General features: G+C 55.7%; 14 protein-coding genes. 6 read left to right on the forward strand and 8 right to left on the reverse strand.

Annotated features, from left to right (window positions below; all coding sequences use genetic code 11):
- Positions 1-54 precede the first annotated feature (54 nt).
- Positions 55-2,253 carry a helix-turn-helix domain-containing protein gene (locus ACFFT4_RS31105; RefSeq protein WP_378053013.1) on the forward strand — a complete coding sequence of 733 codons (2,199 nt, stop codon included), beginning with the start codon at positions 55-57 and terminating at the stop codon, positions 2,251-2,253.
- Positions 2,254-2,314: 61 nt separating this feature from the next.
- Here ACFFT4_RS31105 and ACFFT4_RS31110 read toward each other — a convergent pair whose 3' ends face one another.
- The 8 genes from ACFFT4_RS31110 to ACFFT4_RS31145 all read right to left on the reverse strand — a co-directional run bounded on the left by ACFFT4_RS31110 (position 2,315) and on the right by ACFFT4_RS31145 (position 14,825).
- A complete protein-coding gene (locus tag ACFFT4_RS31110) occupies positions 2,315-5,236 on the reverse strand; it encodes a fibronectin type III domain-containing protein (protein ID WP_378053014.1) in 2,922 nt (973 codons plus the stop codon).
- A gap of 68 nt (positions 5,237-5,304) precedes the next feature.
- Positions 5,305-6,807, reverse strand: a complete 1,503-nt coding sequence (gene arfA, locus ACFFT4_RS31115; protein ID WP_378053015.1) for an arabinosylfuranosidase ArfA — start codon at positions 6,805-6,807, stop codon at positions 5,305-5,307.
- Positions 6,808-6,821: 14 nt separating this feature from the next.
- The gene (locus ACFFT4_RS31120; protein ID WP_378053016.1) at positions 6,822-8,255 is read right to left on the reverse strand and encodes a sulfatase-like hydrolase/transferase; all 1,434 of its coding nucleotides are present in this window, start codon (positions 8,253-8,255) and stop codon (positions 6,822-6,824) included.
- Between the two features lie 29 nt (positions 8,256-8,284).
- Complete coding sequence (locus ACFFT4_RS31125; protein ID WP_378053017.1) at positions 8,285-9,781, reverse strand: sulfatase-like hydrolase/transferase; 1,497 nt, start codon at positions 9,779-9,781, stop codon at positions 8,285-8,287.
- A gap of 16 nt (positions 9,782-9,797) precedes the next feature.
- Positions 9,798-11,240, reverse strand: coding sequence for a sulfatase family protein (locus ACFFT4_RS31130; RefSeq protein WP_378053018.1), 1,443 nt, complete (start codon positions 11,238-11,240; stop codon positions 9,798-9,800).
- 25 nt (positions 11,241-11,265) lie between these two features.
- Positions 11,266-12,960 carry an extracellular solute-binding protein gene (locus tag ACFFT4_RS31135; RefSeq protein ID WP_378053019.1) on the reverse strand — a complete coding sequence of 565 codons (1,695 nt, stop codon included), beginning with the start codon at positions 12,958-12,960 and terminating at the stop codon, positions 11,266-11,268.
- Between the two features lie 28 nt (positions 12,961-12,988).
- Positions 12,989-13,888, reverse strand: a complete 900-nt coding sequence (locus ACFFT4_RS31140; protein WP_378053020.1) for a carbohydrate ABC transporter permease — start codon at positions 13,886-13,888, stop codon at positions 12,989-12,991.
- 13 nt (positions 13,889-13,901) lie between these two features.
- Positions 13,902-14,825, reverse strand: a complete 924-nt coding sequence (locus tag ACFFT4_RS31145; protein ID WP_378053021.1) for an ABC transporter permease — start codon at positions 14,823-14,825, stop codon at positions 13,902-13,904.
- A 309-nt stretch (positions 14,826-15,134) separates the two neighbouring features.
- Here ACFFT4_RS31145 and ACFFT4_RS31150 point away from each other — a divergent pair, with 309 nt between their 5' ends.
- From ACFFT4_RS31150 to ACFFT4_RS31170, 5 genes are all read left to right on the forward strand, one after another.
- Positions 15,135-15,581, forward strand: a complete 447-nt coding sequence (locus tag ACFFT4_RS31150; RefSeq protein WP_378053022.1) for a hypothetical protein — start codon at positions 15,135-15,137, stop codon at positions 15,579-15,581.
- Between the two features lies 1 nt (position 15,582).
- Complete coding sequence (locus ACFFT4_RS31155) at positions 15,583-15,813, forward strand: helix-turn-helix transcriptional regulator (RefSeq protein ID WP_378053023.1); 231 nt, start codon at positions 15,583-15,585, stop codon at positions 15,811-15,813.
- On the forward strand, positions 15,810-16,508 hold the full coding sequence (locus ACFFT4_RS31160) for a DUF4386 domain-containing protein (RefSeq protein ID WP_378053024.1): 699 nt from the start codon (positions 15,810-15,812) through the stop codon (positions 16,506-16,508). The genes ACFFT4_RS31155 and ACFFT4_RS31160 overlap by 4 nt, the downstream gene beginning before the upstream one ends.
- Before the next feature lie 24 nt (positions 16,509-16,532).
- Positions 16,533-16,889 carry a YrdB family protein gene (locus ACFFT4_RS31165; RefSeq protein ID WP_378053025.1) on the forward strand — a complete coding sequence of 119 codons (357 nt, stop codon included), beginning with the start codon at positions 16,533-16,535 and terminating at the stop codon, positions 16,887-16,889.
- A gap of 123 nt (positions 16,890-17,012) precedes the next feature.
- Positions 17,013-19,166, forward strand: a complete 2,154-nt coding sequence (locus ACFFT4_RS31170; RefSeq protein ID WP_378053026.1) for a penicillin-binding transpeptidase domain-containing protein — start codon at positions 17,013-17,015, stop codon at positions 19,164-19,166.
- The last annotated feature ends 241 nt before the right edge of the window (positions 19,167-19,407 follow it).

Raw genomic sequence — 19,407 nt, forward strand, 5'->3', positions numbered from 1 at the left:
CCGCCGGTATTCGCAAGGGTGCGCCGCGGCAGTCGACATACGGGAGGAAGCATCATGAAGTGGTCGGACATGAAGGGCAGCCGCCTAGCCATCCGTTATGTTATCCCCTCGTGCATTATTCTGATCAGCGCCGTGCTGATCGGATATATTGTGTACGATCGCACCTCAAGAGTGCTGCAGGAGGAAGTGGAAAAAGCTAACGTTTCGCTGCTGGAACAAGGCATGACGGTGCTCGACAATCGGATGAAAGAGACGGATCTTATCATCAACAGAATGACCGGAGACGAACGTCTCACTCGATTCCAGCAAATTCAGGATCCGTTCAGCACGGCAAATCTGTATAAAATTATTGAGACCCGCGAACAGCTGAAAAACTACAATTTTTACAACAGCTTCATTTTGCAATATTATATCGTCTTCAAAAACAGCCAGCTTCTACTGAACGACAATGTCACCGCCCGCCTGGCCGACATTCACAATCGTCTTGCGTTCCCCGAGCAATCCGGCAATTTTATCGATCATCTCATCAACCAATACCATTACCGCAAAATCATGCCGGCGCAATCCGTGCTGATCGAAGGCCAAAGTCAAACGGCGCTTCCGTACATTCATTCGTTCGGATTTCCGTCCTTCTCGCACGCTTCGGTCATTGTCCTGCTCGATTATGAGGAAATCCGCAGCTTGTTCCAAGGGATCAATATCTCCAACGGGGGTTGGGCGTATATTACCGACGGGCAGGGCAATATCATCGGCCAATCTTCGGGACGGCCGGTTGGACAACCGTTGGTGGCATTGCCGGAAGGACAATCTCGCGGGATCTTCAAAACGCGCATCAACGCGGCGGACAATGTCGTCACCTGGGTGACCTCCTCTTACAACGGCTGGAAATACGTTGCGGTACAGCCGGCGGCGGTCGTGCTGGAGAAACTGAACTATATTCAGAGAATCACATTCTTCATTTTTCTCGTGTTCCTGCTGGTCGGCCTGGCCGCTGCGTTCCTGGCCTGGCGCAACAGCAAGCCGGTTCAGGCGCTGATCGCGGCGAGCGCCGAGCTGGAAGGCCGATTCGAGCAACAGCTGCCTTTCGTGCGATCGGCATTCTTCGAGCGGCTGCTTCGCGGCGATTTTCATTCGCTGGACGATATCCGTACGCTGATGAAGCATGCCCAAGTGAATCTGGACGGCGACTGGTTCGCCGTGGCGATTGTTTATGTCCGGGAGGACTACCCGGAGTTGAACGAGAAGGTGCTGGAGCTGCTGGCGCGGCATAAATACGTTGTGAGCGAGGCCATCTCGAGGAGGCTGCAATACGTCCGCCATATTCACGATATCGACGATGACAAGCTGGCGATCTTGATGGCCTTCGATCCGTTGGATCGGGCCGATGTCGCCGCCTCCGTCAGCCTGCATTTGGCCGCCGTGCAGGAGGACCTTCAGCGTGAATACCATATGACGACCGTCTGTTCCGTCGGGGGCATCCACCAACAAGCGATGGACATCTCTCGCTCCTATCACGAGGCGGAGCAGGCGCTCGTTCGCAGCAACGAGAACATGCTGGTAAGGTTCGACCAGCTCGGGCGCGACGACAGCAACTATTACTATCCCGACAATATTGAGCTGCGTCTGGCGAACTGCGTGAAGTCCGGAGACGAGTCGCAGTTGGAGCAGCTGCTGGGCGAACTGCATCAGGCCAACTTCGCGGATCGGAACCTGCCTGTGCTCATGCTAAAGCTATGGTTGTTTGACATGTGGGCAACCTTGATGAAATTGAATGAGCAGATGGCTCTGGGAGAACTGAACACCCAGGATTTGCTTTCCTCCATCTACAAGAGCATCGAAACGCGCGAAAAGCTGGAATCGATCTTCCGGGAAATCAGTCAATCATTCCTGTCGATCTGTCGTCTGGCCGGGGAGAGGAAGAAAGGCAGAAAATCGCAGCTGCTGCAGGACATCCGTACCTGGATCGAACAGAACTACATGCTGCCCGAGCTTTCCGTCATGATGGTTGCGGACAAGTTTAACGTATCGGAGGCTTATCTCTCCCGTTCGTTTCGAGAACAGGCCGGCGTCACGTTCTTCGAATATCTGGAGCAGCTGCGTCTGGAACGAACCAAGCAGCTGCTGTCCGATTCGCGATTGAGCATCGGCGATATTGCGGCTGCCGTCGGCTACAACTCCTTGAACACGTTCGGCCGCGCATTCAAGCGCGCCACCGGCATCAGCGCCATGGAATATCGCGAATTGCAGAGGTAAACGGAAGACGGCCCGAGGCTCCTGATGCTCAGGACTTCGGGCCGTCTTGCGTTAAGGCGGGCTACAGCTTGACTGGCACAATATTGGAGTAATCATTGCTCATTCCTTGATCGTTCTCCGCGTAGACCCTGTAGTAGTATTGCGTTCCCGGCGTCAGGCCGGTATCCGTATATTCATAATACGGCGCGGAATTTACGGTCGCCACCAGCGTTCCCGGTCCCGGGTAAGGCACTGTGCTGCGATACACATGATAGGTGCCCTGCGGCGTGTTCGTTTTGTATACCGCCACCCGATCGAACAGCGTTGTCTGGTTTTTGCTGATGACGCCGTATTGCCCTTGACTCAGCGCATTATCTGTCGCTTCTCCGACAATAACGTTGTCCAGGAAGGCGCTGAGCTTGGAGCCGGAAACCTGCAGTCTGAGTTTCATCTTGCTGTGAGAAGTCGGCTCGCAGATCAGATCCGACCCCGTGGGATTGCCGTTGATTACTTTTTGGAGCTTGATGTACTTGTCGGTGCTGCTGTAATTGCCCGAACAATCGTATGCGCTGGCGATCAGACGGTAGTAGCTGTCGGTGACCGAATCGTATCTGGCCACTACGCCGCCGAACTGATTCCAGTCGGTCGATTCAAACTTCGCTTCTATATCATAGTTGACCCACCCGGAATTGCCGCTTACGGCAAGATGTTCACCGGACGCTCCAGACTGCAGCACCTTGGCGTTGGCCCGTGTCGGATGATCTTCTATGGAGAACGTGCCGTTCTCGACGGACCATACGGTATCCAGATCGTTTACGTTGTTTTTAACCGTATCCGTCATGCTGCCGTCTTCAAACCCGTCGTACATCACCTCCACGTAAGACGGATCCCACGTCAGCTTGACGGAATTGGAGTCGACCTTCTGGAAGCGCAGATTATTGGGCGCGTAAGGCAGATTGGATCTGGGAATGGCGGACAATTCGTCGGAATTGCCGCTTTCACCGATGCCGTTGTAGGCGGACACCGCCACATAATGCGTCGTGCCATTCGTTAACCCGGTCAACTTGTGGCCCGCAACATTGCCGACATCGATCCAGGAAGTATAGACGCCAGGCGCGGTGCCCACCTTGACCTTGTAGCCTGTCGCCTTCGGTACGGTCTTCCATTCGACGCCGATTTCCCCGTTGCGCTTAGGGTAAGCCTTGACAATGACCGGAGCGGCGGGCGCTGTCAAGTCCGCGCTCATTTCGTTGGACAACACGCTGCTGGAGGTTTCGGGATAAACGGCGAAGTAGTAGGTCGATCCGTTGGCAAGCCCCGCTATGGCGTATTCCGATGCGTTGTTGACGACAATCGAATCCGTATAGGTCCCGGGCGAAGTTCCATACAGGATGCGATAGGTCGAGACCCCTTCCAGCGGCCACCATTTCAGGGTCACTTCGCCGCTGTCCGTGACCTGCGCGTGCGTTAGCCGAGTCGGCAGCACCTCCGGCGCGCGTTCCGCGTCCCATTCGACGCGCATCACGCTGTAAGGCGGAACGGTCACCGGATTGGATGTCGAAGATACCTGGATGGACACGGTGTTGCGGGCGCTGTCCGTATTGAGGGCTCCGGGATCCGTTGAAGTCACGTAGGTTTTCGTCAAGCTTGCCGTCACGGGATTGCCGTCTTCCTGGACGGCGACGTCATGGGCTTGGTCGGATTTATTGACGATAGTGACATAATTGATCCCGTTATCTCCCTTGTAGGCTTGCGCGTACAGAGCAGGAAGCGTCCCGGTTGCCGTATTGACGGTTGCGCCGCCGGTTACTGTCGTGGCCCACAGCGAATTGCCGTTGTTTATCGCGTGGTCGATAATCTTTAATGCGAGTGCAGGCGCGAGACTGTAGCTGTCGAAATCCCAGCCGGTTGTATCGACCGACTGTCCGTCCTGGAAGGCGTCTTCGGCCTCGTCGAATCGCGGATTTCCGGGAGTGACCAGCCCGCCGTAGGCTCGGAATCCGCCCATAAACTTGATGTTCGAATATTTGGTGGCTTGCAGGACGGACTCTGCAATGAAAATGCCATGATACAATGTGCCCTCCAGCATGCCTCCGGTCGAGACGCCGTATTCCGGAATGACCATCGGCACGCCATTCCAGCTTTGCCGTTCGTATTCTGCAATACGGTCCTCCCATTCGGCCAATGCCTGATTGGTATTCACCACAGCTTCCGCCACCGTGCTTCCATTGCCCCGGTACTGGTGGAAGGAGATACCGTCCCAGAAGGGCGCTGGGTAATTTTTGATTGTCGCGTTTGTGGCATGCTCAGGATTGGGAGCGTAATAGATCAGCGTTTTGGCGTCTGGCAGGTTCTGTTTGATTTCATCGTTGAAGGCTTTGGCTTTATTCAGGTAGTCGTTCGCACCGTTATAAAATTTGGGCCTTACGCCCGCATCGCCGATATAATTCAAGAAGTAAGGCTCGTTCCCCAATTGCCAATATTCCACATCGATGTGATTGTCTTTGACGTATTTCGCCAAATCGCCCACGGCTTTGGGCGTCTCGGTGAACGTATTGACCGTCACAATAATTTTGGTTCCGGTCAACCGCGCCGATTCGTAAAAGTCTTTGAAATGCTCCTTCCCCTTGGCGATCACATACCGACGATAGTCGACGAACTCATACATGTGGCTGGACAGCCGATATTGGGCGATATACTCGTCATCCGGTTCTCCAAGCTTCCAATTGTAATCTCCGACGACCGTGCCGCTGCCGTATCGCGACCAACCCGTATTGGCGTCTTTGAGCGCCTCGATGAAGTCGTCGTCGAGGAACGATATTGCCCCTTTTTGCAGCGGGTTGTTTAAGCCGCGGAATCCGCGTTCATACGTGCTTTCCTGCTCCGTATCAAAATCGATGACAGCCGAAATGTTGTCTGCGGAAGCCGTTTGCGGAAACAAGAATAACGGATACATAAGCACCATTGCCAGAATGCCCGATATCAAAACGGATACTTTCTTCATGTGAGAAGCCCTCCATTTTATGCATGCGTATTTTGTTCCACCGAGTATGGCCCAACCTTACTGATGCTTCACGTGAATCGAATCACATTCCAGGACAGCGGCGCCAGCCGCACAGTCGGCGACAAATCGGATTGCAGGCCGGTCGTTTGTTCGCGGGGGATGACGGCATCCGGCGACGAGGCCGCGTTGTACGTATCCGGCTGCTGACCGGTCAGCTCGATCCGGCGGAGTGACGTAAACGGCGCGTACCCGCGCAGATCCAATTCCAATTCAAGCGCGCGATCGACGCTGCGATTGACGGCAAAGACGGTCAATCCGCCATCATCGTGCGCGACAGCCACAGATTCCACCAGCGGCACATCGGTAAAATCCGTCGTGTCCACCTTCGGCGAAGATACGTGGACGTGGACGGCTGTGCCTCTGCCATACAGCGAGGCGTGCAGGAACGGGTAATAGGTCGTCTGCCGCCAGGCGATACCGCGCTTCTCCGTCATAATCGGACCGAAAACGTTGACCAGCTGCGCCAGACAAGCAATCTTGACCCTGTCGCTCTTCTTCAACAACGCGATGATCATCGTGCCGAAAACGACCGCGTCCGCCAGCGAGAAATTGCCTTCGCACAGCGCCGGTCCGACGACAGGCTGATCGACTCCGTCATTGTTCAGCCAGTTAAAAGGCTCGACGTTCCATTCGTCCACGGACAAATACATCGTTTTACGCGAGCGATGCTTCGCTTTGATATAATCGCACACCGACACAAGCGACTGGATATACGCTTCGAACTGGAGCGATTGGGCCAAATAGTTGGGCAGGTCGCTGTTCTTGTCGTTGATGTACGCGTGAACGGATAAATAGTCGGTGTGCGCGTAAGCCAGATCCAGCACCGTGGCGTCCCATTCCGGGTAAGTCGGCAAATAGCTGCCGGAGCTGCCGCACGCCACCAGCTCGATCGACGGATCAAGCCGCTTCATCGCTTTGCCCGTTTCTCTTGCCAGCAGGCCGTATTCGGCCGCCGTCTTGTTGCAGATTTGCCATGGACCGTCCATTTCGTTGCCCAGACACCACACCTTGTAGTGATACGGTTCGTGTTGTCCGTGCGACTTGCGCAGCTCGCTCAGCTGCGTACCGCCGGGAACGTTGCAGTATTCCAGCAGGTCGGCAGCCTCTGCCGCGCCGCGCGTACCGAGGTTGACTGCCATCATCACCCGGCTTCCCGCTTCGCCCGCCCATTGCGTAAACTCATGGAGGCCGACCCGATTCGGCTCAATGCTCTTCCAGGCCAGGTCGATGCGCACCGGACGATCCTCCGGTCGGCCCACGCTGTCTTCCCAACGAAACCCGGATACGAAGTTGCCGCCGGGGTAACGAATGAGGGGGATCTGGAGCTGTTGAACATACGACAGCACATCGACCCGGAATCCGGAGCCGTTGGCCAGAGGATGATCGGGCTCATATATCCCCCCGTACACGCAGCGGCCCATATGCTCGACGAATCCTCCGTAGATGCGGTCGTCGATACGGCCGATCACATTGCAGCTGTCGATAACTATTTTGCCTTCAAGCGGTTGCAAATCGATTTCAACTCCTACCCGAGCAATTTGTGCATAAACAGATTGTTGATCGCCAGGCGCAGCTCCGCGAGCGCAGCGGCATACTCAGGCCGATCAATGACATTTTCGAACTCCAGCGGATCGTGAAGCCTGTCGAACAGCTCGCCGTGTTCCCGTCCTTGCTTGCGAACTTGGATGTACTTCATCCTGCCGTCGCTGACCGTAATGAAGCCTTCGCCTTCGCTGAAGACGTAGGGGTGCCCGCCATGCGCAATTACCGCATGCAGATCCGCGCCGTCGAGCGCGAGTCCGGACGAATCGGCGCCGGCTGCCTGCAAGCAGGTCGGCATCAAATCGGTCAGCTGTACCTGCTCCGTCACGCGCCGATGCCGCTTATCCCCCGGATACTGTACAAGCAGCGGCACATTGAGCACGTCCTCGTATCCGCAGTCGCCTTTCCCCCAGATGCCGTGGTTGCCGAGCATCTCGCCATGGTCGGCGGTGAAAATAATCAGGATATCGTCTCCCCACCTGCGGCGCGAGCAATCGACAATCGCGCCGATCTCGTCGTCAAGCAGCGCCACATTGGCGTAATAGCTCTTCCGCAGCGAGTGCCAGTACGGTTCGGAGTAATGCATTTGGGCATAATCCGGGGCCGTATAACAGCCGTCGGCAATGCCCCGTCCGTTGCCGTAATAGCTGCGATGGTGAATGCGCGAAGGATCGGCGAACTCTTCTTCCTTGACGGCGCGCGGCGGATCGAGCGACATATCGACGCGATCCATGTACGATTCCGGCGGATCGAACGGATAATGCGGTCCGCTGAAAGACACCCAGCAAAACAGCGGTTCTTCCTCGTTATACCCGTCGATGTATTCGGCAGCCTTGCGTCCGACCCACCGATCCGGGTGCCACTCGTCCGGCGCGGGAAAAGGGAATACCTTGGCCAGACTGTCGTCCCATACCCGTTCCCGATACGCCGCCAGATAACCGGCCCGATCCAGTTCCTCGGCATAATCGTCGCGGAACCAGACCGATACCTGCTTGTCGTCCTGCAAATCCAGCCAATCGATGCCTAACGACAGGTAATAATTGCGAAATGCTTCATAGGGCTGCGTCGCATCCGGCCTGGTTGTCTCGTAAGGAACCGGGGCGAAATGACACTTGCCGTGTACGCTGGTCCTGTAGCCGGTCCGCTTCAGCTCCGTAAACAGGTTGGGAATGCCGGCCGCCAGCTCGCAGCGGCGGAAATTGCTGTAAGCGCCGGAGTTGTGCGGCAGCTGTCCCGTCAATATCGCGCAGCGGGAAGGCAGACACCACGGGCTGGCCGAATAAGCGCTCTCGAACTGAAGCGCTTCGGCGGCCAGCCGGTCCAGATGGGCTGTCTTCACCGTACGGTTCCCGTAGCACCCGAGCGAATCCTTGCGCAATTCATCCGCGGTAATCAACAGAATATGAGGCTTCTTCAAGCGGCCTTCGCTCCTCTTCGTTGGCTGTGTCATCCGGCATATAGGCTGTTCTTGACCAGCGTCGCAAGGAATGCGGCGGAAGGAGTCAGCTCATCGATCAGCATCGACCGCATGGCCGCCAGCTCGTCTGCATATTCCGGCGCACCTGCTACATTGGAGTTCTCACCCGGATCCCGTTGGAGATCGTACAGCTCTTCTATATCCCGATAGCGAAAAATATATTTCAGGCGATCGGTACGAATCGACAGGTTGACGCTGTCCGTCTCCGGGTCGAACGTGTCGGGCGCCCTGACTTCGCCGCCTTCCACGGCGCTCTCGTCCGGCCCGAGCCGGAACGTCTCCGCCAGCACGCATTCGCGATGCTGCGTCTGTGCCCGTTCGTCCAGAATTCCGGCAAACGAGCGTCCGTCTATCGCTTGCTCGAGCTCTACGCCCGTTAATGCGGCCAGCGTAGGCATCACGTCGAGCAACGACACGAGCGCGTCCGGGACCGATCCCGCTCTGCCTCCGGCATTGGCTATAATCAACGGCACGTTCAGCGCTTCCTCATAATGCAGCGGGAAGCCTTTCTTGATCAATCCGTGCGCGCCCATCATATCTCCGTGATCGGACAGATAGACAAGGATCGTATCGTCATAGAGCCGGCGTTCCCGCAGCCATGCCACGATAGCGCCGGCCTGGCTGTCCACAAGCGCGCACAGACCGAGGTAATGCGCGATATATCGGCGCCATTCGTACTCGCTCAATCCGGATAGCTCCTTGAGATACTTCGATTGAAGCACTTCCCGCGGTTTCCCCTCCAGACCGGCGAGGAAATTATCCGGCAGCTTCACGTCCTCCGGCCGAACCAGACGGTCGTAGGGAGCGGGCACGATCATCGGAAAATGGGGCGCGTTGTACGAGACGACAGCGAGGAACGGCTGGTTCGCAGGCCGGTTGTCCAAGGCGTGCAGAAATCGTTCCGTTTGCCAGGCTTCCAGGCTATGCTCGAGCGGTATTTCCGCCGTTCCGCAGGGCGCCTTGCCCGGCCGGTTCAACTGCGCGATATCGGATGGCGTCAAGTTTTCCAGGTCGTTCTCGTGCAGCGTATACCCCAGACTCCGCACATATTCCCGGTATTCCCCGATATATCGGCCGCGGTCGCGCCCTTCCAGCACGGCGGGAATCGCCGATACGTGCTCGAAATGGAAGCTCTCGGGCGTCGTTCCCGGCACATGCCACTTGCCGTTGTAGATCGTATGGTATCCCGCCTGCCGGAAGCTTGCGACCAGTCCGCTGTCGTGCAGATCGTCCCGAATACGGCGCCAGTTGCCTGTGACGTGATGATTGTGCGCGTGCAAGCCGGTCCACAGGCTCGTCCGTGCCGGACAGCAGAGCGGATACGGCGTATAGCAATGCCGCAAGGCGACGCTTTCTTCGGCAAGACGGTCAAGGTGCGGCGTGACGGATTTCGATGAAGCGAAATTGCCGATCGTATCGCGCTTCTGTTCGTCGCTCATGATGATGACAATATTTTTCCTGTTCATGCGGTCGCCCCTTCCCTTACCACATAGACAATCGTTCCGGCAACGGATCTACCGTCTCCGCCATCCGATCGGACAGCAGGATCAGTAAATCCGATCGTACATCGGCCGCGTCGGAGCGGCTCCACAGGTTGTTCCGCTCATCCGGGTCGGCCGCCAGGTCGTACAGCTCGCCCTCGTCGCGTCCATGATAACGTACCAGCTTGTACCGCTCCGTTCGGACCATTGTGGCGAATCCCCCGACGCCGCCCTGCTTGGCGTTCGCATTATAGAACTCGCAATAGACGCTGGCGCGATGCGGGTGTCCGGCCGCCGTCCCTTGCAGGAGAGGCAGCAGCGAAGAACCCTGCATGCCCGGATGAATCGGCAATCCGGCGGCTTCCAGCAAAGTCGGCGCCAGATCCGTCAGCTCGACCAGACCGGAGCAGCGCCGCCCTTGCGGCCAGACGCCCGGATACGAGACGATGAGCGGTACGTGCACCGCCGGCTCGTAGAAATGAGGGCCTTTCAAATAAATGCCGTGATCGCCGAGCATCTCGCCGTGATCGGACATGAAGATGACCATCGTGTTGTCCCGCTCGCCTGTCCGTTCCAGCGTCTCGATCATCCGGCCGACCTGCTCGTCGATCGCTTCGACCATCGCCCAGTAAGCGGCGCGAATGAGACGGTGATCGGTATCCGACATTTTCGAATAGGGGTAGCTGCCGCTGTCGCCATAGGCGCCATGGTGATCGTACTGCTGAAAGTAGGACTTGGCGTCCAGCTCTCCCGCCTCAAAGTTCGGCAGCGGGATGAGCTCCAGCCTATCCAGGTATCGCTGCAGGTGTCGGGCAGGCGGATCGAACGGGTGATGCGGATCGAACATGTTCACGGAGCACAGCCAAGGCCGGTCGGCGCCCGCCCGGCTCTCGATAAACCCGATCGCCATATCTGCGCACCAGGCGGTCTGGCTGTACGGCGCATCGGGACCGCATCGGACGTAAGGGCTCTCCGGAGCCGATTGCGGTTCCCGGACGAAGCCGGACGATTCAAGCCAGCGGGCATACTCGTTGGACGGCCAATCGTCTTCGGGATGGTGCGACCAGTGGAAAGTCTCGTATCCGTCGTCCATGCGCGGTTCGCCGTCCGGCGCGACGGAAGGGTCGCAGGCGGAGACGTGCAGCTTGCCTGCCAGTCCGCAACGGTACCCGGCGTCGGCGAGCAGTCGGGTAACCAGCCGCTCATTCTCCGGAAGGTTCTGGCCGTTCTGTCTGCACCGGGTCGTTCTCGGGTATCTTCCGGTCAGGAAGCTTGCGCGGCTCGGGGTGCATACAGGAGACTGACAGAAGGCGTTCTCGAACAGCGTTCCCTGCTCCGCCAGCCGATCGATATGCGGCGTCCGTACGAAGCGGTTCCCGTAGCATCCCGTTGTATCAAAACGCTGCTGATCCGTGCAAATCCACAAAATGTTGGGCGGACGCACCGCTTTCACCTTCTCGCTTGCCAATTTACGATCCGTATTGCGCCCGATAGGCCTCGTTATGAATTTGCAGGTAACGATCAAGGTTCATGGAGTCGAGCGTGGCAAGGTATTTATCCCAGCCCTCGTCAATCGAAACTTCTCCGATCGTAAAGCGAACGAGCATTTCCTTCACGTAATCGGTGATCGTTTTGTTCAGATCGGCATATTCGAACGCCTGAGCTTCATTAAAAAACATGACCGGAACCATCTCTTCGATCGGCGCCTTGTACGGCTCGTAGTTATTTTTTGTCTCGTTGTACAGAATGTACGGCTGCTGGGTTTCCGTAGCCGCAAGTCCTTCGAACATCTCCCTGGAGAAGTGGCGGATAATCGTCTGACCCCAGTGTGCGTTCGTCTGCTGACCGCCCTGGATCAGCCGGTTCCATACCGCCGGCTTTCCGGACAACCCTTTCATATCGGGAGAAGCCTTCTCCCAGCCGACGCCCTCCAAGCCGATATTGGCGAGCTGCGTCATTTCCGGACTGAGCAGCCCGTCGATCCAGCGATAGATCAGGTCCGGGTTGCCGGCCTTGTCGGTGATGATAAAGTTGCCGCCGATGTGATTGTAATAGTCATACGGAAATTGACGATAGCCGGAAGGCCCTTCGAGCGGCGGTACCGTTTTGTATTCCGATGCCCGTTCATGATTCAGCGATATAAACTGCGCCAGCGTGTTGGCGCGCACCGCGCCGACGATGACGTCCCCGGGGTTCTCTACCCGTTCTTTCATCTGTTGATTGTTCTGGACGAACGTCTCCGCCGGAATCAGCCCTTCGGAATAAAGACGGTTCAGGTATTTCAACCCTTCCTTCCATTCCGGCTTGTTGAAGTTCACATCGATGCTGCCGGATTCGTCAAAGATCAGATAGTCCGGTCGATGGAGAATGAAAGCATTCATCAGAAATTCCTCGAGCGGTACCGCTCCGGGTCCGGCGTAGGAGGCGGTCAGCGGAATTTCGTCGGCGATCCCGTTGCCGTTAGGATCCTGCTCCTTGAACGCCTTGAGCATCCGGTAGAATTCCTCGGTCGTCTGGGGTACGGACAATCCGAGCTTTTCCAGCCACGGCGTATACATCCACATCTTGTAGAACATCATGACGTGCGGATTGCGATCAATGGTCGGAAGCGCATAGATGTTGCCCCCCGGAGCGGTAATCGCTTGCTTGACTTCCGGATAGGTGTCGAATATCTTTTGCGTTTCCAAGCCGTACTTCGCAATCAGGTCGTTCAGCGACAAAAATGTGCCCTGACTGCCGTACACCATCTGTTGGCTTGTCGATACGCCGAAGTTAAGCAGCACGTCCGGATAGTCGCCGCTGGCGAGCGCAAGATTAAGCCGTTCGGCCTTGCTGTTCGGCTGTACGACCTCCCATTCGATATGCACGTTGGTTAAATTCTCGTAATAACGGGTGAACTCGTTGTCCACCAGATCGGTGATGAGAGGATCCTGTACGGCAAGAATCGTGATGGTCTCTTTCTGCTCCGTCAGCGGGAATTGGCCCGCAGCCGAATCCAGCCCGCTGGCGTTTGCGGCCGACCCCGACGGTACGGCGGGTGAAGCCGGGGAGGACGACGGCGCGGCGGTGTCGGACGTCGCTGTCGGCGAAGCGCCGTTGTTACTTGAGCTGCAGGCGGTCAGGACGACTAAGACGGCAATTAAGGCATATGCCAGTTTTCGCATGCATGGAACCCCTCTTTGATTAGTAGTGTCAACCTTTGAGCGCGCCGATCATGATGCCTTTCACAAAAAATTTCTGGACGAACGGATAGACGATCAAGAGCGGCAGGGCCGATACGACGATCAGCGAATACTTCAGCAGCTCGCCAAGACCGACAACCGCAGCCACTGCATCGGCGTCGGCGACCATGTCGAATTCCATCTGGCTCAGAATGAGAATTTCGCGCAGCACCAGCTGCAGCGGAAACAATTGCGGATCGCGAAGATAGATCATGGCGTTGAAGTACTGGTTCCAGTGCATGACGCCGTAAAACAGTGCGATGACCGCGATGATGGGACCCGATAGCGGGATCACCACCTTGCGCAGAAACAGAAAGTCATTGCAGCCGTCGATTTGCGCGGCCTCCAGCAGCTCCTGCGGAAGGGTTGTCTGAAAATAGGTGCGCGCGATGATCATGTTCCAGATAATGAGCGCCAGCGGCAGCCAGATCGCCCACGGCGTATTCAGAATGCCCAGTTTTTGCACAAGAATATAGGTAGGGATCAGGCCGCCGTTGAAGAACATCGTGAACACGAAGATCATCATGAAGAAATTCCGGCCGAACAAGTCTTTGCGCGACAGGGCGTAGGCCGACGTTACGGTGATGACGATATTGATCGCCGTGCCTACCGCCATATAGTATAGCGAATTCTTAAGAGAGTTGAGCAGGAGGTGATGCTTGAACACGGCCGCGTAGCCCTCAAGAGAAAATTCAACCGGCCACAGCCATACCCTTCCCGACACGACAGCTTCAATCGAGCTGAAGGACGAACTGACAATATAGATCAGAGGGTAGAGAACAATAATAAGAACAACGGTCAAGAATGTGTAATTGACGGCATACAGCCACTTGTCGCTTCTGGCCGCGCCTATTCGGTTCGTATGGATCATAACGCCCAGCCCCTTACCATAAGCTCGTTCTGCCCAGTTTCCGGGCGGTCTGGTTAACGCCGACGATCAGGATAAAGGCCACGATGTTCTTGAATAGTCCAATCGCTGCGGCATAAGAGTAATTGGGCAATTGCGCGGTAAGACCAAGCTTGTACACATAAGTGTCGATAATCTCGGACGAGCGCAAGTTAAGCGGGTTCTGCATGAGCAACACCTTCTCGAAGCCGAGATCGAACATGTTGCCGATGTTCAGAATAAGCAGAATGATCGCAATCGGCATAAGGGTCGGCAGGTCGATATGCCAAACCCTTCTGGCGATCGAAGCGCCGTCGATGACCGCCGATTCATGCCAGGCCGGATCGACGCCCGATAACGCCGCCAAATAGATGATGCAGGCAAATCCGGCATTCTGCCATACGTCGGACCAGACATAAATCGAACTGAACAATTCCGGTTTGCCCATAAAATTAATCTCGCTCATCCCCGTGAATGTGAGCAGATTGTTGATCGGCCCCGTTCTGGGCGCGAGGAATTGCATGATGATGCTGACCAGCACGACAAGCGAGATAAAGTAGGGCGCATAGGTTACCATCTGAACGGTTTTCTTAAAGCGCATGTTCCTAACGTAATTCAAGCTGAGCGCAAGCAGAATGGGAATCGGAAAGCTGGCTGCCAGATGATAGACGCTCAGGAATAACGTATTCTTGATGATTCTCCAGAAGTCGTACGCATGAAAGAACCTGTCGAAATGCTTCAATCCTGCCCAGGGGCTGTCGATGATGCCTTTGGCGATGTTGAAATCCTTGAATGCAATTTGCGCCCCATACATTGGCACGTACCTGAACAGAAACAGGTAGGCTAGTGCCGGGACCAGCAATACATACAGCTGCCAGCTGCGCAGCATGCCTCTGCCCAGGGTACGGGCGGCATTGTTCATTACGTGTCCAATAGCGGGTTCCCTGCCTCCCTTGAGTCGTTACTCGGCCGAGTACAGTCTGAATGTAAAGTAAGCCCTTACAATTGTAAATGCGCAATCTCCGTCAGGGTGTGCAATTGCTGATCATGGCCGTTGTGCATATCCAATCTGATGGTGCAATAGATGTACCTGCTTCGTTTCTCGGCCTATCCCACGTCCTTGAGATCGACCGCCTACGCGAATTAATTTGTATAATAAAGTTGACTTAATGTAAAGTTTATTATACATTATGTTTAGCAGGTTTGACTTTGATGGAGGCGGTGTTGGGATATGAGCTATCAGGAAAAGAAGAGCATCGTATCGTTGATCAGTTCCATACTTATTTTTGCAGCTTATAGCTTGTACAGGTATCCGCAGTATCCTGAAGGGGGAGTGGATTCCAAGGTAATTTTCCACTACTGGGGGTCCTTCGTCCTCGTTCTGACATTGGTCTCCATTGCGGCGCATATCGTTATCAGCATTATTTTTAACATCTTCTTCCGAATGACGACAGGGGAGAAGGAGCCTTCATTCGCGGATGAACTGGATAAGCGTATCGACTTGTTGGCTTTTCGAAATTCATTCGCCGTCTTTGTCCTTGGTTTTCTTCTGGCTATGGGTTCCCTAGTTATGGATCGGCCCTCGCAGGTGATGTTCATCATCCTGATCGTCTCCGGCTTTCTTTCGGATGTAACCGGATCCCTATCGAGACTGTATCACTACAAGAGAGGAGTCTAAGATGGGCAAAAATCTTGTCGGCAATCATATCAGAAGACTACGATTTAACCATAACGAGATGACCCAGCAGCAGTTGGCTGACAAGGTGGGCGTAACCAGACAAACGATTGTGGCTCTTGAAAAAGGGAATTACTCCCCGTCTCTGGAACTGGCCTTTCGTATTGCTCATGCCTTCGGTTTATCGTTGGAAGAGGTATTCTTTTACGGAGAAAACTCAGAGGAGGGACGATGAAGATGGAGTTCTCAACGAGGACAGCGTCCAAAATCGTTGGCGTTCTGTTTATTGTGGCGGCCGTTACGGCCGTATTAGGCGCTCTGTTCTATGCACCGGTTCTGAACGATCCGGATTACCTGATTCAAGGTTCGGCACACGCCAATCAGGTGATCCTGGGAGCGATTATGGAGCTCATTCTTGTCGTCTCGGCAGTCGGCACGGCTACCACAATGTTCCCATTCTTGAAAAAGTATAATGGAACGATTGCTTTGTGGCATGTCTGTTTCCGGTTTTTGGAGGCCATAGTTATCACGATAGGAATCGTCAGCGTATTGTCCCTGTTGGCCTTAAGCCGGGATTATGTGGCGGCGGGGGCTCCGGATATCGCGTCTTATCAGGCTTCGGGTACATTGCTAAAAGCTTTGCACGACTATACGTTTCTGCTTGGTCCCAATTTCTTTCTGGGCATTAATACGATGATGTACAGCTATATCTTTTATAAATCCAAGCTTGTTCCCAGGTTCATCCCCGTGTTGGGAATGACAGGGTCGGTACTGATCCTCTTGGCCGCCATGCTGGAAATATTCGATGTTATCGATCAAGTTTCCGCTTGGGGGGCGATCCTGGCGCTTCCGATATTCGCCAATGAAATGTCCCTTGCAGTGTGGCTCATCGCGAAGGGGTTTAATCGTTCTTCTTTTCAAGATAAATAATCGTTGACCTCGGAGGCGGATGGAATGAAAGTGATCGGCGGCAGTATCCTCGCTCTATTTTTTCTGCTGGAGATCCTCGCAATGATTGCGTTCGGCTATTACGGTTACCATATCGAGTCGGGGACAGCTGTCAATATGATATTGGCAATCGCTTTGCCGCTAGCCGTCGCCATTCTGTGGGGAGTGTTTCTTTCCCCGAAGGCTTCGCTTCCCGTCTTCTCCTTCCCCATTCGAACGGCGCTAAAGTTTGTTGTATTTGTTCTGGCTTCCGCAGCTTTGTACGCAACCGAGCAGAGAGTGCTCGGTCTTGCTTTTTTGGCGGTGTCCTTCCTTATCGTGGCAGCTGTTTTTATCTTAAAATTGCATGAGGTAAAAATGTGAAAATAGAAGCGGTTTTACAACAAAATTTCCGGCCGACAGAAACATCGAACCCCGATCGCGGTATAAACAATAGTGTTGTGTTTGCAAGCCGGTGATTGTGGGAGATCGAGGAGGTCGATAGAGTTGAAAAGACCGATCAGCGTTCGTTCGGCGGCGATTATCGTTTTGCTGTTCTCCTTCCTGCTCGGGGGCTGTTCCGATTTGTTCGGCAAATCGTCTCCGGACCCTTCAGCTTCGGAGACATCCACGGGCTCTCCTTCTTCGGAGCCTTCGGCCGCGCCCGATGCGTCGGGGGGCGTAAACGCGTATTTGTCGGCATGGGAACGGTTGGATTATGCGGGGATGTATGCGCTGCTCTCGCCCTTCGTGAAGAAAAATCTGACGGAAGAACAGTTCGTCAAGCGATATCAGACGATCTACGATGCACTCAAGGTATCCAATCTGGTCGTCACGGCGCTTCCGGCGGAACAACAGGCGTCGGACGGAGACGGTGCGGGCACGGAAGGTACGGCGGTGACGGGAACCGGAACTGCCGTCAAAGGATTCTCATATCGCGTCACGATGGATACGGCGGAAGGACCCGTTTCATTCGACAACCAGGGCCGGGTGAGAAAGACGGTGGAGGACGATGTCACGGCCTGGCTCATCGATTGGAATCCTTCCTATATTTTCCCCGGCATGGAAGAAGGGGATACGGTGCGGATCGAGAAGACCCCGGCGGTGCGCGGCGAGATTGTCGATCGCAACGGCAATCCGCTGGCGGTTAACGTCGAGGCGGCGCAGCTCGGCATTGTGCCGAACAAGCTGGGGGATTCGGCCGATACGGTCAAAGCGGCGATGGCGGCAAAGCTGGGCATGACGGTACAGGAGATTGACCGTAAGCTGGGCGCGTCGTGGGTAAAGCCGCATCTGTTCGTTCCGATCGCCGTAGCGGCCGACGATGCGGTAAGGGACGAGCTTGTCGCGCTTCCGGGAGTCGCGGCACAGAAAGTGATGGTCCGGCGCTACCCGCTGGGGGAAGCGGCGGCTCATCTGATCGGCTATATCGGGGAGATCAACGCCGACGAGCTGAAGACGCGCGAGGCTCAGGGCTACAAGGCAGGCGATCTGATCGGCAAGACGGGGCTGGAGCTTGCGCTGGAGACGCAATTGCGCGGTACTTCAGGCCAGTCGGCTGTTATTATCGATAAGGCAGGCGTGCGAAAATCGGTGGTCGCGGGACAGGATGCCACGAACGGCGCGACGTACAAGCTGACGATCGATACGGCGGTGCAGCAAGCAATCTACGAGGAAATAAAGGCCGACGAAGCTTCCGTTGCGGCAATTCAGCCCGCGACCGGCGAGGTGCTGGCGCTGCTCAGCAGCCCGTCGTACGATCCGAACGCTTTCGTACAGGGCGTGTCCAAGGAGCAATACCGGCAATGGAATGAAGATCCGCGTCATCCGTTCCTGAACCGGTTCTCCCGGACGTATGCGCCAGGCTCGGCCTTCAAGGTCATAACGGCGGCGATCGGGCTCGACAGCGGCGCGCTTGATCCGAACGAGGCGAAGGAGATTGCCGGATTGACCTGGAAGAAGGACAGCTCCTGGGGCAAGTATTACGTGAAGCGGGTGCACGAAACGAATCCGGTCGATCTCCAGCGGGCGTTGACCTATTCCGACAATATCTATTTTGCTCAGACGGCGCTGGCCATCGGCAAAAAGCCATTCGTCGAGGGCGCGGCGCGATTCGGGATAGGAGAGCCGCTGCCGCTCTCTTATCCGTTCAGCGCTTCGCAGCTTGCCACCGGCGGAGGCGGGCCGTCCGGCGATATTCAGCTTGCCGACTCCGGCTACGGGCAAGGGCAGGTGGAGATGACGACGCTGCATGTCGCCTTCGCTTACTCCGCGCTAGTCAACGATGGAAATATCGTGTATCCGCAATTGTCGGAGGCCGATGCGGCTTCTGCGGGAAAGCTGTGGAAGGAGCAAGCGATGTCGGCGGATACGGCGGAGCTAATCAAGGCCGATCTTGTGAAGGCGGTGGCCAGTCCGGGAGGCAGCGGGCATGGCGCCAATATTGCCGGCGCTTCGATCGCCGGCAAGACGGGCACGGCGGAGCTGAAAGCGAGCAAGGGGACAAAAGGACAGGAAAACGGCTGGTTCGTCGGTTTTGATGCGGGCGACCCGCAGCTGCTAATCTCCATGATGATCGAGAACGTACAGGGTCGCGGAGGCAGCGGCTACGTGGCGCCGAAAGTAAAACGAATTTTCGAGCAAGCTCGGAGTGGGAATTGAAGAAGGAAATACAGCGCAGGGGCCTTCCGGATAATGGAAAGCCCCTGCATCTTTTTATGACCGACCAATTCGCATATATGGACTCGCAGGAATCGCGAATCCCCTACTCGGCCTGACAGACCGTTACGCAGGCCCATTCGGGCAGCTGCCTGCTTTTAGCGTTCTGCCAGGCCGTTACGCAGGCCCATTCGAGCAGTTGCCTGCATTTAGCGTTCTGCCAGACCGTTAAACAGGCACATTC

The sequence above is a fragment of the Cohnella cellulosilytica genome, from assembly GCF_042431195.1.
GTDB classification, from domain to species: Bacteria; Bacillota; Bacilli; order Paenibacillales; family Paenibacillaceae; genus Cohnella; species Cohnella cellulosilytica.

Excerpts from the sequence above, each read along its gene's own strand:
- ACFFT4_RS31105 (WP_378053013.1), top strand. The coding sequence starts at position 55 with ATGAAGTGGTCGGACATGAAGGGCAGCCGCCTAGCCATCCGTTATGTT.
- ACFFT4_RS31110 (WP_378053014.1), bottom strand. The coding sequence starts at position 5,236 with ATGAAGAAAGTATCCGTTTTGATATCGGGCATTCTGGCAATGGTGCTT.
- ACFFT4_RS31125 (WP_378053017.1), bottom strand. The coding sequence starts at position 9,781 with ATGAACAGGAAAAATATTGTCATCATCATGAGCGACGAACAGAAGCGC.
- ACFFT4_RS31135 (WP_378053019.1), bottom strand. The coding sequence starts at position 12,960 with ATGCGAAAACTGGCATATGCCTTAATTGCCGTCTTAGTCGTCCTGACC.
- ACFFT4_RS31140 (WP_378053020.1), bottom strand. The coding sequence starts at position 13,888 with ATGATCCATACGAACCGAATAGGCGCGGCCAGAAGCGACAAGTGGCTG.
- ACFFT4_RS31145 (WP_378053021.1), bottom strand. The coding sequence starts at position 14,825 with ATGAACAATGCCGCCCGTACCCTGGGCAGAGGCATGCTGCGCAGCTGG.
- ACFFT4_RS31150 (WP_378053022.1), top strand. The coding sequence starts at position 15,135 with ATGAGCTATCAGGAAAAGAAGAGCATCGTATCGTTGATCAGTTCCATA.
- ACFFT4_RS31155 (WP_378053023.1), top strand. The coding sequence starts at position 15,583 with ATGGGCAAAAATCTTGTCGGCAATCATATCAGAAGACTACGATTTAAC.
- ACFFT4_RS31160 (WP_378053024.1), top strand. The coding sequence starts at position 15,810 with ATGAAGATGGAGTTCTCAACGAGGACAGCGTCCAAAATCGTTGGCGTT.
- ACFFT4_RS31165 (WP_378053025.1), top strand. The coding sequence starts at position 16,533 with ATGAAAGTGATCGGCGGCAGTATCCTCGCTCTATTTTTTCTGCTGGAG.